At 60.1% G+C, this 17210-nt stretch carries 16 protein-coding genes; 6 read left to right on the plus strand and 10 right to left on the minus strand.

The annotated features are described in order from the left end of the window. Positions 1-38 precede the first annotated feature (38 nt). Entirely contained in the window at positions 39-2006 is a 1968-nt protein-coding gene (locus OHL13_RS02880; RefSeq protein WP_263408605.1) for a glycoside hydrolase family 3 protein, read from the minus strand. Positions 2007-2048: 42 nt separating this feature from the next. Then, positions 2049-3422 carry an APC family permease gene (locus OHL13_RS02885; protein ID WP_263408606.1) on the minus strand — a complete coding sequence of 458 codons (1374 nt, stop codon included), beginning with the start codon at positions 3420-3422 and terminating at the stop codon, positions 2049-2051. A gap of 177 nt (positions 3423-3599) precedes the next feature. Here OHL13_RS02885 and OHL13_RS02890 point away from each other — a divergent pair, with 177 nt between their 5' ends. Next, on the plus strand, positions 3600-4628 hold the full coding sequence (locus tag OHL13_RS02890) for a metallophosphoesterase (protein WP_263408607.1): 1029 nt from the start codon (positions 3600-3602) through the stop codon (positions 4626-4628). Here OHL13_RS02890 and OHL13_RS02895 read toward each other — a convergent pair. Genes OHL13_RS02895 through OHL13_RS02905 form a run of 3 tightly spaced genes read right to left on the minus strand, consistent with a single transcriptional unit; the run spans position 4625 to position 7547 of the window. Next, positions 4625-5260 (minus strand): LysE family translocator, encoded by a 636-nt coding sequence (locus tag OHL13_RS02895; protein ID WP_263408608.1) that lies wholly within the window; start codon positions 5258-5260, stop codon positions 4625-4627. The two genes, OHL13_RS02890 and OHL13_RS02895, sit on opposite strands and share 4 nt — an antisense overlap. Before the next feature lie 4 nt (positions 5261-5264). Continuing rightward, the gene (locus tag OHL13_RS02900; RefSeq protein ID WP_263408609.1) at positions 5265-5903 is read right to left on the minus strand and encodes a LysE family transporter; all 639 of its coding nucleotides are present in this window, start codon (positions 5901-5903) and stop codon (positions 5265-5267) included. A gap of 51 nt (positions 5904-5954) precedes the next feature. After that, the gene (locus tag OHL13_RS02905; protein WP_263408610.1) at positions 5955-7547 is read right to left on the minus strand and encodes an ArnT family glycosyltransferase; all 1593 of its coding nucleotides are present in this window, start codon (positions 7545-7547) and stop codon (positions 5955-5957) included. 86 nt (positions 7548-7633) lie between these two features. Between OHL13_RS02905 and ypfJ the strand changes: the two genes are divergently transcribed. Then, positions 7634-8536 carry a KPN_02809 family neutral zinc metallopeptidase gene (gene ypfJ, locus OHL13_RS02910; protein WP_263408611.1) on the plus strand — a complete coding sequence of 301 codons (903 nt, stop codon included), beginning with the start codon at positions 7634-7636 and terminating at the stop codon, positions 8534-8536. A gap of 24 nt (positions 8537-8560) precedes the next feature. After that, positions 8561-9388: an SGNH/GDSL hydrolase family protein gene (locus OHL13_RS02915; protein ID WP_263408612.1), complete on the plus strand. Its 828-nt coding sequence runs from the start codon at positions 8561-8563 to the stop codon at positions 9386-9388. Here the strand turns inward: OHL13_RS02915 and OHL13_RS02920 are convergent. From OHL13_RS02920 to uvrC, 3 genes are read right to left on the minus strand one after another with little or no spacing between them, the layout of a single operon-like run. Next, complete coding sequence (locus tag OHL13_RS02920) at positions 9385-10188, minus strand: metallophosphoesterase (RefSeq protein ID WP_263408613.1); 804 nt, start codon at positions 10186-10188, stop codon at positions 9385-9387. The genes OHL13_RS02915 and OHL13_RS02920 overlap by 4 nt on opposite strands. 46 nt (positions 10189-10234) lie before the next feature. Further along, positions 10235-11047, minus strand: a complete 813-nt coding sequence (locus OHL13_RS02925) for a metallophosphoesterase (protein WP_263408614.1) — start codon at positions 11045-11047, stop codon at positions 10235-10237. A gap of 23 nt (positions 11048-11070) precedes the next feature. Next, on the minus strand, positions 11071-13032 hold the full coding sequence (uvrC, locus tag OHL13_RS02930) for an excinuclease ABC subunit UvrC (protein WP_263409112.1): 1962 nt from the start codon (positions 13030-13032) through the stop codon (positions 11071-11073). Between the two features lie 210 nt (positions 13033-13242). Here uvrC and OHL13_RS02935 point away from each other — a divergent pair, with 210 nt between their 5' ends. Next, positions 13243-13995, plus strand: coding sequence for an OmpA family protein (locus OHL13_RS02935; RefSeq protein ID WP_263408615.1), 753 nt, complete (start codon positions 13243-13245; stop codon positions 13993-13995). A gap of 142 nt (positions 13996-14137) precedes the next feature. Here the strand turns inward: OHL13_RS02935 and OHL13_RS02940 are convergent, their stop codons facing one another. Beyond that, the gene (locus OHL13_RS02940; protein ID WP_263408616.1) at positions 14138-15385 is read right to left on the minus strand and encodes a mechanosensitive ion channel family protein; all 1248 of its coding nucleotides are present in this window, start codon (positions 15383-15385) and stop codon (positions 14138-14140) included. A gap of 12 nt (positions 15386-15397) precedes the next feature. Further along, positions 15398-15598, minus strand: a complete 201-nt coding sequence (locus OHL13_RS02945; RefSeq protein WP_263408617.1) for a DUF3311 domain-containing protein — start codon at positions 15596-15598, stop codon at positions 15398-15400. 55 nt (positions 15599-15653) lie between these two features. Here OHL13_RS02945 and mazG point away from each other — a divergent pair, with 55 nt between their 5' ends. Together mazG and OHL13_RS02955 are read left to right on the plus strand one after the other, a co-directional pair. Continuing rightward, positions 15654-16448 (plus strand): nucleoside triphosphate pyrophosphohydrolase, encoded by a 795-nt coding sequence (mazG, locus tag OHL13_RS02950; protein WP_263408618.1) that lies wholly within the window; start codon positions 15654-15656, stop codon positions 16446-16448. Next, complete coding sequence (locus OHL13_RS02955; protein WP_263408619.1) at positions 16445-17200, plus strand: GNAT family N-acetyltransferase; 756 nt, start codon at positions 16445-16447, stop codon at positions 17198-17200. The genes mazG and OHL13_RS02955 overlap by 4 nt, the downstream gene beginning before the upstream one ends. The last annotated feature ends 10 nt before the right edge of the window (positions 17201-17210 follow it).

Here is a 17210-nt window from a genome sequence, read left to right on the forward strand (position 1 = left end):
GGTCCTTCCATGCGAAGGACCTGTTTCTTTTGCAGAATCTACTTCGCAGCATACCCATACGGATACAACGGATTCTTGCTGTCGTGCGGCAGGCCGCTCTGCTGCTGCTCCACGGCTTCCATCGACGAGGGCAGCTCGAACGGCAGGTGCCCCTCGGCGCGCGCCTTGCCGCTAAGTACGCCCAGCAGCGCCCTGTCACTGACGCCGAAGTCCGCCCACAGACCGGCAACGCGATCCTTGACTTCGGTCAGAATCGCTGGACGATCCATGTAGACGGTCATCAATACCGGTGTCTTGCCGCACTTCAGCAGGGCGTCGTAAGCCGCATCGCCGGGTTGGAAGTTGAGCCGGCCCTCGTGCTGGCGCGAGCCGAAGAAGTAGCCCTTATGCGGTGATTCCCACGGAGTCTCGGCGCGGATCAGGGCCACGTCCGCTTCCTCCGGCGATTCAACGACCTTGTAGCCTGCTGCCTCCGCAGCTGAGCCGTCGATATGGAAGAGCCATACCTTCACCCCGGACTTCAATAGATTCGCGGCTGGTTTCTTCAATGGCACCATGGCACGCTGCTGCGCTGCTTCCCCTGCCGCAAGGGAAGCGGGATCACCGACAACTTTCTTCGCCGCCGCAGCATCAACGTACGGATTCTCGAATAATCCAATCTCGAACTTCTGCTCCATCAGCAGAGTAACCGCCTCGCGCATGCGAGCCTCGGAGAGCTTGCCGCTCTTGTTTGCGTCCAGCAGTGCGGCCACATCTTCGGTGCCGCCTACCTGGTCAACCCCTGCGTTGATCGCCATGGCAAAGCGTTCGGGCCGGGGTAGATCTTCGACACCCCACGACATGGCAATCTGCGACACGCCCGGACGCTGGCCGGCCGGCATACCGTTCTTGCAGATGTCTCCACAGTCGCTGGTAATGCCCCAATCGCTGACAATCGCACCTTTGAAGCCATACTTGCCGCGCAGCAGTCCGGTGAGCAGTTGTTTGTTCATGCCGGCGCCCGCCTGCTCCAGCGGCTTACCGTCGAGCGTCACCTTATCCAGGATCGAATACGTCGGCATCACCGCCGCTACCTTCGCATCAAACGCGCCGAGGAAAGGGCGAATGTGATAGGGAAGCTGCTCCGTTGTCACATCGGAGTAGCGGCCGTAGTAGTTGTGGCTGTCCAGGCCGTCGCGTTGTGCTCCATAGCCAACCCAGTGCTTGACCACGGTGACCACGGAACCCGCATTCAGCCCGGTGCGGCCTTTCTGCATTCCTTCCACGTAGGCTTCTACCTGTTTGCCGGCAACATCCGCATCTTCGCCAAAGGTCCCGTTCAGGCGCGACCATCGAGGCTCGGTGGCAAGGTCTGCCTGCGGGGAGAGCGCCTCGCGGATGCCGACGGCGATGTACTCCTTGCGCACGATATCGGCGTAGCGGCGTGTCAGCGCAGCGTCGTTGATCGCAGCCAGTCCTGTAGTTTCCGGCCACTTGGAGAACGAACCGGCCTCCACGCTGGCTCCGGGCACGTAGAGGAAATTGTTGCGCGGATCCGTGCTGATGGTCAGAGGAATGCCGAAGTGTGCGGACTCGGCAAGCTCCTGCAGGCGGTTGTTGGACTCAGCAATATTGGCCGGGTCGCCGCCCAGACGCGTGATGAAGGTATTGATGCGGCGGCCGTCAATCAGCTCCTTTGCCTTGGCGTAGTCATAGCCTGATCCCATGCCGATGGCGGCGTTGGCTCCGCTGGCGGCGGGCACCGTGCCATGCACCATCACACCCGCCAGATCCTCCAGCCCCATCAGCGAGACCAGGTTCGCGGCCCGTGCATGCGCAGGCAAACGCCAGTCTTCATAGGCGTCCAGCTTGCCATTGTGGTTCAGATCTTTGAACTGCAGGCCGTTGACGGTCAGCAAAGACACCTGGCGGTGTCCAAGTTCGGGCTGCCGCCGCGTGGCGTTCTGGGCAGCCAGTTGCTGGGCAAAAATCGAGGCAGTGAGAAAAAGTCCGATTGGAAAGCGCATCACGCGGAGATCATCGAAATCCGGCGGTACGTTTGTCAACCGCTAAGACGGCAGCACGCGCTTGCGGTGCAGTGCGTAATACAGCGGAATGCCGCAGAGGATAATCGCCGCGCCAATGCCGGAGTTCCGCGGCTGGTCCACAATGCTGAAAACCAGCAGGACCAGCGCACAAAGCACGAAGATGGCTGGAACCACCGGATAGAGCGGTACCGAGTAAGGCCGCTTTGCATCCGGTTCCCGCTTGCGGAAGACGAAGACCGATGCGGTAACGGCGGCGTAGAACAGCCATTCCGAGAAAATGGCCAGCGAAAACAGTCCCTGGAAGGTGTTGATCAGTAACAGCAGAATGCTGCTGAGCGCGGCCTGCAGAATCAGCGCTGCAGCCGGAGTCTTAAAGCGCGGATGCACCCATGCCAGCCAGCGGAAGAAGAGTCCATCGCGCGCCGCGGCAAAGGGAATGCGCGCTCCCGTCAGCGAGGAGCCGATAAAGGTGCTGCCATAGCCCACGGCCAGCACCGCAGAGAAGATCATCGCGGCCACCGGAGGCGCGCTGGTCAGCATGGCGGCCACCGCGGGACGGTCCGCATGAGCAATCGCCGTGGCCGGCAGGACAAACTGGATGGCCGCGTTGGTCAGCATGTACAGCACACCCACCACCGCCACACCCGCCACCAGAGCAATGGGCAGCGACTTCGACGGGTTCTTGATCTCCCCGGCGGTATGGGTTACATCAGACCAGCCATCGTAGGCCCACAGCGCTGCAATCAGCGCCACCATGAAGCCGGAGAAGCCGCCGCGTGCTCCGGTGAAGGTGGTGTGGAAGTTCGCCGTGGACCCATGACCACCGAAGAAGCAGATGCCCACGACGCCCAGCACCAGGAAGACCTTCATGATCAGCAACAGGCGCTGCGTATTGCCCGCCTTGCGGGTGCCGAGAATGTTGAGTCCGGTAATCATCCATGTAAAAGCGATAGCGACTAGCTGCCCCCACACAATATGTCCGATGACCGGCTTTGTGACAAAGCTGAAGAATGCGAAGTTTGCCAGCACGCGCACCACGCCGCTGGCGATAGAGGCAATGGAGGACGGCTTGGCGATGGTTACCTGCGTCCACATGAAGACAAAGCCCGTCAGGTCGCCATACGCTTCGCGTAGGTAGGCGTATTCGCCGCCATAGCGTGGGCGCGTGGCAGAGATCTCGGCATAGGTCATCGCTCCGAAAAGCGACAGAATGCCGCCGACGATCCACACCATGTACACCATCACCGACGAGCCGACCGCCTGCATCATCTCTGACGGAACAAGAAAGATGCCTGAGCCAATGATGATGCCGATCACCAGCGCCGTAGCGTGGGAGGCTTCAAGGACGCGGGGAAGTTCGGCGTGGACGGCGGGCGGTGCGCTCTGCGATGGCATGGATTGAAGTTGAGGGTAGCATGCCAGCGGCCCGGTAAAAATCCCTGGATAGGGCGCCGGGCACGGCCGCGAAGCTTAAGTCTGGCTTAACGTCTATGGATTCAAAGCAAAAGATAGCTTTTCCGGCGCAAATTGATGTGACGCGAGGGCTGGTTTTTGCGTCTGAATCTTGAAGTGATGAGTGATCAGAATTCCATCTCCCGGCGTTCATTTCTCAAACAGACCGTAGCCTTCTCCGCACTGGCTGCTATTCAGCCCGGGGCAGTCTTTGGTCAGCAGATGGCGCCACCGCCAGACCGCGGCGCGGCGCACATGCTGATGATTGGCGACTGGGGTACGGATAAGTATCTTGAGCAGCAGATTGCCGTATCCAACGGCATGAAGAGCTACGTGGATGTCCGCCAGGTCCACCCGGAGAGCCTGTTCCTGCTCGGCGACAACTGGTATGGCACGCTCAGTGACGATTCTCCGCGCTGGCAAAGCCAGTTTGAGCAGATGTATCCGGTGTCCCACTTCCCAGGCAAAGCCTATGCCGTGCTGGGCAATCACGACTACGAATACAAAATCGGCAACAAGGTGGAGATGCAGCTTCACTACGCCGCGCGCCACCAGGGCACACGCTGGTACATGCCCAACCGCTGGTACAGCTTTACCTGGCCCGAGAAGAAGCCGATCGTAACCTTCATCTGCCTGGACTCCAACCTGCCCGGCACTAAGAGCGATCCGTGGCCATGGTCCTTCACCATGACCCGCGAGCATCGTGACCAGCAGGAAGAGTGGTTCCGGCAGGAGCTGGCCAGGTCGCGTACGACGCCGTTCGTTGCTGTCATCGCGCACCATCCGCTGTATACCAACGGCGTTCATAAGGACAACAAGCTGCTGATCAAGCGCTGGGACGACCTGTTGCGTCAGGCGAAGGTGGATTTCTACATCACCGGGCACGACCACGATCTGCAGCATCTGGAGTTTGCCGGCCATCCCACATCGTTCGTCGTCTCCGGCGGAGGCGGCGCAGAGCTGGTGAACTGGACAACCGACCCGAAGAAGCGCGGCCCGTGGGGCGGCAAGGTTACTGGCTTTACTGACTTTGAGGCAAAGGACGATGCCATCATCATCCGCCACCTGGATCAGAACGCGAAGGAACTGCACAGCTTCCGCAAGCACGTTGGCGGAGCGCTGGATCTCTTCTCCCCGTACACCGGCTAGCGGCTGGTGGCTGAATAGATCAGCTTCCCGCCAAAGGTAAACATCACCGCGCCCGCGGTCCGCTCAATCACGGTCTTCGCACGGCGGTATGCGGCTTGGGCCTTCTGTGTGGAGAGCAGCAGTGCAAGCACGATGAAGTAGCCAGCCTCATCCACGAACACGATGGCCAGCACAACGCCACGAATCCACAGCGGCCATGAAGGCTGCAGCACGGCTGTAAAGATGCTGGCGAAGAAGACGATCACCTTGGGGTTGGTGAGGTTCAGCATAAAGCCGCGAAAGAAGGCCGCTGCGGCAGACATGCTCGGAGCTTCCGCATTGGTCACGGCCCTGGGGCCGGCAGAACGAGCATGCCGCCACGACTGGATGCCGATATAGCAGAGATACGCTCCGCCTCCGAATTGCAGGATGCGGTACAGCCACTCAGCCTTTGCGAGGACAACCTGCACGCCAAACACCGCAGCCAGAGCCCACAGAAATGCGGCGCACCCAAGTCCGAGACTGTGCGTCACGGCCACCTTGCGCCGGTGCTGCATGGAGATGCGCATCGTTGCGACAAAAGCCGGGCCCGGCGAAGCTACGGCAAGCAGGTGGATTCCAGTAAGTGCGAGCAGTGCGGCAAGGTAGTGCATCTCTTTAGTGTACGAAAAGCGCACGGAAAAATAGCCGGACGGCAAACAGCAGCAGGGCGGTGCCGGCCACACGGTCAATTACCGGCTTGGCGCGGCGATAGACGTTCTGCGCATGGCGCGTTGAGAGCAGCAAGGTAAGTACGGTGTAATAAAGCAGTTCATCGCAGAAGACCAGCAGGGCGGCGGCAAAGCGCACCCACGCTGGCCACTCCGGATGCAGGACTGCCGCAAAGACACTGGCGAAAAAGATCATCACCTTCGGGTTGCCGAGGTTCGTCAGCAGGCCCCGGCGGTAAAGCGCAAAGCGCGTCGTGACTCCTTGCTCGCCGGTCGAGGCCGCATCGTGGACGCGATCGCGTGCATGCCGCCATGCATGGACCGCGAGAAACGCGAGATACACACCGCCGAAGAGCTGCAAAGCACGGAAAAGTCCCGGAACGGCAAACAGCACTGTCTGAAGTCCAAGCACCGCAGCCAGTGCCCAGGTGAAGGCCGCACAGGCCAGACCCAAAGCGTGAAATAGAGCTATACTGCGGCGGTTCTGCGCGGACGCGCGCAATGTGTTGACAAAGGACGCACCGGGCGAGGCCATGCCCAGGAAGTGCATGCCCACAAAAGCAGAGAGTGCAAGCAGGTAAGACATGAAGGACAGCCAGAAAGCTACAGGCAGCCTGCAACCGCTTGCAAGTCTTTGCTAAATGTAATGTTTGAAGTCTGCCCAGTCGCTGGTCATGTTCTTCTTGCGATTGCGGCAAAGATAGATTGTGCGGTGGCTCTCATAGGGCATGGCGTAGGGCTGATCCAGATGTCCGGTCGCCGTGCAGCTCTCGTAATACTTCAGCATCTCCGGCAGCTTCGCTCCGTTGATCGCGATGACCACCTCACCGGTCGCGCCTTGCGGTCCCCAGAGGTAATGATTGTTATGCCCACTCACCACCGGCGGCAGCTCGCCCGGTTTGTTCAGGAAGATTAGCGAGCCTGCCTCACCATAGTTGCTGGCCAGGACGACCACTTTGCTCCGGTCCGCTGGTGAAAGCGAGTTGTAGACATCCTTCACCTTGGTGGAGAGCTCCTCCCATCCAAAACGGTCGGCAAAGAACTGTGGAAAGACCCCTGTCTCGTCCTTCTCGGTGTTGGTGACGTTATCGCGCAGGTGGGTGGCTGTCGTATAGCGAACCCAGGCATCCACCGGCAGCACCGGAATCGCCATCGGCAGCGAGAAGATTGCCAGCAGCACGATCATGGCCGACGCCACAGGGAAGGCAAGGGCGTGGTCCCAGTACACGCTCTTACGGTCGGCAAAGCGCGTCTCCCAGGCGAGTCCACCCGCAGCAAAGACGAGTGGGTAGATAGGCGAGAAGTAATAATCCTTGGCATGCAGCGTGAACATGATGCCGTAGGTGAACACCCACGTCAGCCCCAGCCACTGCCACGGCGCGCGGCGTAGCAGGAAGACAAGTCCGGGAACCCAGACAAACGCCGTCAGCGGGTTCATGTTTTTGACCTGCGTCAGGAAGAAGGCAATTGGGCCCAGTGCAACATTCTTGCCTTCTTTGCGTCCGTTCGAAAGAAACTCCAGCGTGGGCCAGTGGTGATTCACCTGCCACAGCAGGTTCGGGCTTGCGATCAGCACCAGCAGTGCGATTCCCAGAGCGGCATGACGGGTGAACAGGAGTTTGCGCTGCGGCGTGCACAGCAGCGCAACGCCAAGCGCCACCAGGAAGAAGGTCATGGACGGTTTATTCAGCAGCCCCATCCCGGCCGATACGCCGAAGATCACCCAGGCCCGGCCCGGCTCTATACGGTCATCCTGGAGCAGGACCAGAACCAACAAACAGGTCATCCAGAACAGCGACTCAAAGGAATTCATCGACAGAAAGCTGTCGGTGCCCAGGTACTGCGGAGCGCACAGCACGCACAACATCGCTAGCCCCAGCGCCGGACGGCGTCCACCCAGCGCCCATGCCAGCAGACCTGTAAGAAACACACGGCCCGCACCGGCAAGCGCGGAAAACATCCGCAACCCGGCAAGGGAGTGACCGAAGAGCATCTCCGACAGCCGTGCCTGCACCGCGACTACGGGGCCATGGTCCACATAGCCCCACGCCAGGTGGCGTCCGCACATCAGGTAATAGAACTCATCGCGGAAGTAGCCATAGCCCAGTCGCGGTTCCAGCAAGTTTGTAGCAACATGCAGCGCCAGCTTGATCAATGCAAACACTGCGGCAAGTCTGAGTGCCTGGGAAAGGGCTGGATTGGTGGGGCGAACGGTCACAGAGACGGCCATTGCGCAAGAATACGCACGACGCCGTCTATAGGTTCCCTGATAGAAAGTGTCCGGCTGCATCTAAGATGCGAGAGGGAGGCACCTTCATGGACTGGACACCTGGCGGCACCAGCGACGACATCGAAGACAGACGCGGCGACTCCGGCGGCGGTGGCGGGTTCAACTTCGGCGGCATGGGCGGCGGCCTTGGCCTTGGCGGCTTTATTCTCATGCTCATCCTCAGCCTTGTGACTGGCCGCAACTTCCTTGGTGGCCTGTTCAGCGGTGGCGGCAGTGCTCCTGCCCGTCAGGCGGAAAGCCGATCTGCTGGCCCGGTAGAAGAAACCCCCTCTGAAAAGCGCAGCGTGCAGCTCATCAGCTGGACGCTGGACGATGCGCAGAAGACCTGGGAACAGATCTTCACGCAGCAGGGTAAGACCTACCGCCATGCGAAGCTGGTGCTTTTTCGCGATACCACCTACTCCGGCTGCGGCAACGCGCAAAGTGCCACCGGCCCTTTCTACTGCCCGGTCGATCAGAAGGTCTACATCGACCTCAGTTTCTGGAATGAGCTGCAGCGCTTCGGCGGAGGTACCAGCGACTTCGCGGAGGCCTATGTCATCACCCACGAGATTGGCCACCACGTACAGCGCCTGCTCGGCATTGAAAGCAATGTGCAGCGGCTGATGTACGCCCGGCCCCAGCAGCGCAGCCAGCTCTCCGTAGCACTGGAGCTGCAGGCGGACTGTTTCGCCGGTATATGGGCGCACTCTGCCGAGCAACGTGGCCACGTGCATACCAGTGACATTGCCGACGGCATGAAGGCTGCTGCCGCTGTCGGAGACGACCATCTACAGAAGATGGCCGGCCGCGCCGTCAGTCCGGAGCGCTTCACCCACGGCTCCTCTGCGCAGAGACAACAATGGCTGGAACGCGGCCTGGAGAGCGGATCGATGGGCGCCTGCAATACCTTCAAGGGCATCAGCGACGCAGACAACGACGAGAACTAATCGCTTACTATGGCTTTCATGCGCGTGTTCGCTCGCCTCAGCCTGCTCCTCTGCCTTGCCACAACTGCCTTACTGGCGCAGAAGTCCTCACGACCCTATGACCAGCTTTTCGTCTTCGGCGACAGCTACTCGGACACGGGGGCGGGTTACGTGGACGGCAACGGGCCTACGGCTGTCTGGTACATGGCGAAAGACCTCGGCATCGACCTCGTCATTCCCGGCAAGGCTAAACCCGGGGCCAGTGTGAACTTTGCTGTCAGTGGAGCGCGCACTGATGGCGGCCTGGGACGGATGGAGGCGCACGGTGAAATTCTTGGCTACGGCATGACATTGCAGGTCGGCCAGTTTCGCGAACTGCTGCAGGCCGGACTCATCACTTTCGATCCAAAGCGCACGATGTTTTACTTTGCCGGTGGCTTGAACGACCGCGCCTTAGCTCCCGAGGTCAGTGCGGCCAACGAGGAAGCCGAGATCGAGACGCTGTATGCGCTTGGTGCCCGCCGCTTCATGGTGGCTGTTCTGCCGGAGAAGATCCCGCAGTTCGCTGTACAGGGAACACGCATCAACCCGGCTCTGCGGGCTATTCCAGCCGAGATGAAGCGCCGTCACCCGGATATCCAGATTGCCACCAGCAACTGGGGCGGCTACTTCGATCAGATCATGACCAATTCCGCGAAGTTTGGCCTGACCAATATCACGGACAGTTGCGCCGGTCGCCAGCTGCATAACGAAGACACCACGCCATGTGCCACGCCAGAGAAGTATTTCTTCTATCACGACGGTCATCCATCGACCCGCGCGCACGAGCTTGCAGGCGAAATGCTGGCTGACGAAGCGAAGAAGCAGAACTAACGCGCAACCATCTGCGCCATGCGGGGATCGTTCGGCAGAAACGGTCGTGGTGCCTTGCTGTACTGCGCGCGCGGTGTCACGGTGACAAACTCACGTTCCGGATAGCGATAAGCCGTCAGCTTGCCGCCAAAGACACATCCCGTGTCGAGGTTGAGCGTGTTGTTCTCCCAGACCGGCTGCTCGACTGGCGTATGTCCAAAGACCACCAGAGGAGTGCCGCGGTAGTCTTTTGCCCACGGATAGCGCACGTGGTCAAACTGGTCGCGCTCGCCTGTTTTCTGCCCATGGATAGCAATCTCGCGGGCTTCCGCGGAGGGCGAGCGATGAAACCGCTCCGGCAGGCCGGCATGCGCGATCAGCAGCCTGCCATGGTCCAGAAGAAGATGGCCGGGCTGCGTTTCGAGAAACGATGCCGCCTCGTGCCGGAACTCTTCCGTCTCCTGCGACATCTGACCGAGAGTTTCCGTCAGCCCCTTCGCGGCGGGCAGTCCCATGCCGCGCAACGCGCGTGCCAGCCGAAGGTCGTGGTTGCCGCATACGCAGTAGGCTCGGCCTGCTTCCACCAGGGACGAGACCAGCTTCACCACCTCCGGCGTGCTGGGGCCGCGATCCACCAGGTCGCCCACGAAGACCAGCTTTCTCCCCGGATCATCGCCCAGCAGGGCCAGCATCTCCCGCAACTCGTCAATGCAGCCGTGGATGTCGCCCAGAATGTCAAAAGGCCCGGCGTCGTACGAATGGTCTTCAAATGAAATGGAAACCGGAACGTTTGGGCGCAACAGGGTGGTGTGCAGGCTCACACCTTTAAGAATACCGGAGCCGGTCGCCCAAAGGGCATCGCAGGCTCTACGTCTTCGGCCAACGCGGATCGTTCGGCAAAAAGGGCCGCGTCGGCTCATAGTACTGGCGGCGCGCAGAGACGGAGACAAACTCGCGCTCCGGGTAACGCAACGCCGTCAGCCGCCCTCCGAAGACGCAACCCGTGTCCACATTGATGGTGTTGTTCAGGATCACCGGGTTCTCCACCGGCGTGTGGCCAAAGACGATCAACGGCTTGCCGCCATACTCCGCCGCCCACGGGTGCCGAATCTCGCCAAACTGGTCGCGCACGCCCGTCTTTTCGCCGTGAATGGCCAGCTCGCGCGCTTGCATCGTCTCCACGCGGTGCAACGACTCCCTTAACCCCGCATGAGCCACTAGAAGATGGCAGTGGTCAAAGATCAGGTGCCCCGGCAGCCGGCGGATAAACACGGCCATCTCCCGCGCAAACTCCGGAGGATGCTCAGCAAACTGCTCCAGCGAATCTGCCAGCCCATAGGTCAGCGGCAGCGGCGTGCCGCGCAGGGCAATCGCCAGCCGGGTATCGTGATTACCCGCCACGCAGAAGGCCTTGCCCTCGGCCACCGCGGTAGAAACCAGCCGGAAGACCTGCGGAATGCCAGGGCCACGGTCGGCAAGATCGCCCACAAAGATCAGCTTGCGGTCTTCCGGAGGCGTTATGGTCAGGTCGTCGTGAACCTGGTAGCCCAGGCGCGAGAGCAGCTCGGTCAGCTCCTCAATACAGCCATGCACATCGCCCACAATGTCGAACGGACCCGTCAGTTCGGAATGGTCCTGGTAGGAGACGAGGTCGGCGTCAAGCTCGGCGGCGGTACTCACTGGTTAAGGATAACGGAGACTGGCTACTGAATCACCCGCAGCGCCGTATCCGACGCCGCTTCGTTCTCCGCCAGGAAGTAATTCCGTATCTTCTCAGCAGTCGCCGGGCTGACAACCGCGCTCAGAGCATCTGGCCCGGCCTGCTTGATCCCGCGCAGGGAGCCGAAGTGCTCCAGCAGGCGCTGGCGGGTGCGTGGGCCTACTCCGGGGATTGAGAGGAGTTCGCTGTCGCGGTCGCGCATTTCGCGGCGTTTGCGGTGGTAGGTGATGGCGAACCTATGGCTCTCATCGCGGATCTTCTGCACTAAATGCAGCACCGGGCTACGGCGGTCCAGCACGACCGGTTCGTCTTCCTGCCCGTAGACGTAGATAATCTCTTCTCGCTTGGCGATGGAGGCCAGCGGCTGCAGCGTCAGGCCGATCTGCTCCAGCGCGGCATAGGCAGCGTGCAATTGCCCCAGGCCGCCGTCGATCAGGATGAGCGAAGGCATCTCTTTCTTCTCTTCCATCAGGCGGGAATAGCGGCGCTGAATGATCTCACGCATGCTGGCAAAATCGTCAACGCCGCTGATCGTCTTCACCTTGAACTTGCGGTAGTCGGACTTCTTCATTGCTCCGTCCTCCCAGACGACCATGCTGGCGACAGTCTCCGCGCCCTGGATGTGCGAGATGTCGAAGCACTCGATGCGCTTAGGTAACTCCTCCAGCCCCAGCGCGTCCTGCAGGGCTTCTGCGATGGCTTTGTTCGTCGGCTGCAGCGTGCGGAAGCGCTGGTCATAGGCCTGCTTGGCGTTCTGGCACACCAGGTCGACCAGTGAGCGTTTATCTCCGCGCTGCGGTGCTGCCAGTTCAATCCTGTGGCCCACACGCTCCGAGAGCAGGGAAGCCAGCGTCGCCCTGTCCGGAAAGTCCACCGGCACATAGATATGGCGCGGCACATAGGGCTGGTCGAGGTAGAGCTGCTTGAGCAAGGCGGAGAAGAAGACCGAAGAGGAGAATGCCTGAGCCTCCAGCACGGATGAGGCAGATACCTCCACGTTGCTGCGGGATGACAACAAGAAAGAAGGATCTTCGCTGGTCTCGGTTTCTTCGCTCTCCTCCGGGTCGTTCAGGAAACTGAAGTCGGGCAGCTCTTCCCAGAAGAAATCGCGCTTGTCCACGATCTTGCCGTTGCGCATGTGGAACAGGTTCACCGCCAGCATCTCCTTCTCGAAGTGGAAGCCGAAGACGTCGGCATCCTCGTTCTCCGCAGTGGCGATGCGTTGCTTCTCCTGCAACTGGTGCACGGTGACAAGCTGGTCGCGCAGGCGGGCGGCGGCTTCAAACTGCTCGGCTGCGGCGGCTTCGGCCATGCGTTCGGAGAGACGGTCTTCCAACTCTCCCCCCTTGCCATCCAGAAAAAGCTGCACATCGCGCACGGCTTCGCGGTAGCTTTCCGGCGTGGTGAAGCCTTCGACGCATGGTCCCAGGCATCGCTTGATGTAGTACTGCAGGCAGGCGCGCGGATGGTAGCGCGACAGGTCCACCTTGCATGACGGAATCAGGAAGCTGCGGTGGATCAGGTCCACCAGCCGATAGGCCAGGTTGCCCGGAAAGTACGGTCCGAAGTACGCCGAGCCGTCTTTCCGCAGTTTGCGGGTGACGAAGACCTTCGGATAACGGTCACCCAGCGTCAGCTTGATGTACGGGTAGGTTTTGTCATCGCGCAGCAGAATATTGAAGCGCGGCTTGCGCTGCTTGATCAGGTTGTTTTCAAGCGCCAGGGCTTCGTGCTCGTTGGCTACCTGGATGTAGTCAATGTCGACCGCCTCGCGCATCAGCGATCCGGTCTTGGCGTTGGCCTGGCTGGCAGCAAGGAAGTAGCTGCGGACACGCGCACGCAGGTTCTTCGCCTTGCCGACGTAGATCACCTCGCCCTCGGCATTCTTGTACAGATAGCAGCCGGGTTTGGTGGGCAGCGTACGAATTTTGGCGAGCAGATCCATCAGGGAAACATAGCGCCAGCAGCGCAAGTTATTAGATTACTCCGCCACGGAATCGGACACTTGGGGTGACCTGGTAGGAAAAAATTTCCGGGTCACTTTGGTTATGGTTTTGTAAGTAACTGAAAATAAATGCTCTAGATTTGGCATGTGGGTTGCCCTAGCTAAGGTGCAGAGAGCCCGCTGTCGGGCAGAAATAGAGGAGAAAACCCCATGTCGAACGAATTTCGCCTTGCACGCAAAAACTTTGGAACCGCCGTGGCCACCACTGTTGCAGCCGCCGGCATTCTCTTTCTCACAGCAGGTTGCTCCACCAAGAACTACGTCCGCTCGCAGACCGCGCCTATCATCCAGAACACCAATGATCTGGACGCCAAGACGGCACAGGATCATCGCAACATTACGGATACGGATCGTCGCGCCCAGGCCGGCATTGCCCGAGCCCAGGGAGCGGCAGACGCCGCCGATCAGCATGCCATGGCCGCCGGAACTGCGGCTGACGGTGCAGGCAAGAGCGCGCAGGAAGCCTACAACCGCGTTGATTCGCTCTCTGGAGTTGTCGCCAATCTCGATCACTACGCCCCGGTTAGCGACGTAACCGTGACCTTCGGCTTTGACAAGTCCGTGCTGACCGCCAGCGACAAGAAGAACCTGGATGAGTTCGCCTCCAAGCTGGATGGAGCTCGCCACTACATTCTTGAGGTGACCGGCGGAACCGATTCGACCGGTGACGCCCAGTACAACTACAACCTGAGCCAGAAGCGTGCGGATGCTGTCGTAAATTATTTGCAGACCAAATACAACGTTGCACCCCACAAGTTCTATCTCATTGGTATCGGTAAGGATCAGGAAGTGGCTTCCAACAAGACGGCGGCTGGTCGCAAGCAGAACCGGCGCGTTGAAGTTCGTCTGATGTCGAACATGAAGGATGACACTGAGGCTTCCATGCCGAGCGGTACGAAGTAGAGGTCCCCTCCCCCAGTAGTTACTGCAATTGGAGTACCCATCCCCCAGCGGTAAGGCCGGTGTGCTGCCGGCGTTACCGCTCACCCCAAGGCGGCGGAGTCCAGCACTCTATGTGGCTCCGCCAGCTTCTTTTAAGCCATCCTCAATCGTTGATCTGGAACCGCGTCGGCGCGGGTTTCAAAGGTCCCTGTACCGTCGACTGGTTGCCGTCGCGCAACTGCGTATAGTGCGGCGACATGATCTCGACCCCGGCGGCATTGAACGCATCCTGAATATTGCGATGCAGGTCGCTGTAGATGCGAGGCATCGCCTCGGCATGGCCCGTAAAGCAGTTCAACTGGTAGTGGATGTAGAAATCATCCAGCGCCGTCTGCAAGATAAACGGCTGCGGATTGCTCTGCACCATCTCCGTCTTCAGGGCGGCATCAATCAGCAGCTGATGCACCGTGGCCCAGGGCGTGTCATAGCCAATGGTCACGGTGGTGTACAGAATCAGTTTGCCGCCACGCGCCTGCGCTGAATAATTCGTGATGCTTCCATCCAGTGCCTTGGTGGAGGGGATCAGCACCTCTTCGTTCTTCGGCGTCAGCAGCTTGGTATACAGAAAGGTGCGCTCCATCACGTCGCCGGTCGTGCCCTGGATCAGCACACGGTCACCCACGCGGAAAGGTCGCATATACGTCAGAACAACGCCTGCGATGACGTTGCCCACGGTGGAGCTCGATCCGAAGGAAACCATCAGGCCAATCACCACCGAAAGCCCCTTCGCTGCCTCCGACCCCGTGCCAGGAATGCGCGGAGCGATCAAAAACAGCGCTACCACCACAATGACCGCCCGGACGATCTGTCCTGTGGGCAGAGCGACATCGCGGTGAACCCAGGGAGAAAGGTTGATGGCGCCTTCATCCGCCTTGGTGAAGATATAGCTGACGGCCTTCAGGATGAATCGCGTGAGCGCTGCGATCACCAGGATGGTGATCAGGTTCGGCAGTGATGCAAGAAAACCGATGTACAGGTCATGCAGAGGGTTGATGACCCACGCCAGCACTAATGTGACGTAGTGCTCCGTGACCGGGAACTGGCTGAAGGTCAGAAGCAGGGTCACGATGATGTTCAGCAGCGCCAGCGCGTAGAAGACGATGCCAACCAGGACCTGCAGCCCCGTCATGATCTGCGAGCCGGAAAGCAGCTGCAGACCACGGACACGCAGCGGCGAAATCGACGCGTGCTTTCTCTCCAGAAGCGTTTCCAGCAGGATCCGGCCACGGCGCAGCAGGCGCCATATCAGAAAGCCCGCGATCAGGATCAGCAGGGTGACGCCGGCGCGTCTCCAGTAATCGTGGTTCTTCCAGAAGGGAATCTCAGCGAGAAGGAGAGAAAGAACGTGCATGGCCGTGAAGGGTTAGGACTTGAGCTTCTTGTAAACCACCAGCATGATCGCCGACGCGAGAATGACCCACAGCAACTGGTACCAGTAGAAGAAGGGGAAACCAAACAGCGTGGGCGTCAAGCGGTTGTAGAAGCTTGGAAAGCAGAGCGCGATATAGGGCAGGACAAGCAGCGATGCCCAGGGAGAAATCCGCGATTTGGTGGGTGCAGCCATGATGGGGTTGATGGTAGCACGACCCCATCCCCCAGCGTTTCGTTATGCTTAAGGAATGGAAGAGAAGAAAACCCCGGCTTTGGCGGCAGAGCGGTTTGCTGAGGCGGTGGGGATCATGGCCCGGCTGCGCGCCCCGGACGGATGTCCCTGGGACCGGGAGCAGACCTTTGACACCATCAAGCGGCACACGCTGGAGGAGACCTACGAGGTCTTTGACGCCATCGAACGCCGTTCCTGGCCGGAACTGAAGGACGAACTCGGCGATTTGCTGCTCCAGGTGCTCTTCTATGCGCAGATGGCCGAAGAAGCGGGATATTTCTCCATCGACGAGGTCGTCGAAAACCTGAACGCGAAGCTTATCCGGCGCCATCCGCACATCTTTGGCGACGTTTCTGCCGAGGACGCGGACACCGTTTTACGCAACTGGGAAGCCATCAAGAAGGAAGAGAAGGCCGGCAAGGGGCGCGAGGACGGGCTGTTGGCCGAGGTGCCGCGCAGTATGCCGGCGGTGGTGGAAGCCGCCAAACTCGGCTCGAAAGCTGCCAAGGTAGGCTTCGACTGGCCGGATGTACGGGGGCTGGTCGCCAAAATTGAAGAAGAATCGCGTGAGTTGGCTGTGGAAGTAGCTGCCGGCGACCGCGAGAAGATAGAAGAAGAGTTCGGCGACCTGATGTTTACCGCCGTAAACCTGTCGCGGCATCTGAAGGTTGACGCGGAACAGGCGCTGCGAGCGGCGAACGCCAAGTTTCGCGCGCGGTTTGCGGCCATGGAAAAAGCAGCGGGAGGCTCGGTGGACGGGTTGACCGCGGCGCAGCTGGAAGAGCTGTGGACGGAGGCAAAGAAAGCTTGAGCACGGAGATTGTGATCCGGGAGCTGACAGAGCTCAGCGAGTTCGACCAGTGTGTCGATCTGCAGTTGGCGGTTTGGAACTATTCGCAGCAGGATTTGATTCCGCGCCGCGTCTTTCTGGTGGCACAGCGCATTGGCGGACAGGTGCTGGGCGCCTATGATGGCGACCGCATGATCGGTTTTGCCATGGGGCTTCCTGGCTTCCGCAACGGGCACAGCTACCTGCACTCGCACATGCTGGCTGTTCTGCCGGAGTACCGCAACGGAGGGATTGGCCGCCGCATCAAGCTGGCGCAGCGCGAAGGCGCTCTGGCCAAAGGCTTTGACCTGATGGAGTGGACCTACGATCCGCTGGAGATCAAGAACTCTTACCTGAACATCACCAAGCTCGGCGCGATCTCGCGCCGCTATAAGCGGGATTTCTACGGTTCCTCCACATCGCCGCTGCAGGGTGGCCTGCCAACGGACCGTCTGTACGCCGAATGGTGGTTGAAGAGCGACCGCGTGAAAGCGGCATTGGCCGGAGAAAAGCCGCGCATGCAGGTAGAGAGCACCGTGGAGGTTCCCGGTGCGGTGTACGAGTGGAAGGCCAGCGAGGCGGACCGCACCAAGGCGGCGGATGCCCAGTCGGCGAACCGCGACGCTCTGGAAAAAGCATTTGAACAGGGGCAGTCTGTCATCGGGTATGAACGCGATGCCGACGGCACTGGTAGATTCTTGTTGGGCCGTTGGGACGAAGACCTGGCGTATTAGAAGGAAACGA

The sequence above is a fragment of the Terriglobus tenax genome (genome assembly GCF_025685395.1).
Lineage (GTDB): Bacteria > Acidobacteriota > Terriglobia > Terriglobales > Acidobacteriaceae > Terriglobus > Terriglobus tenax.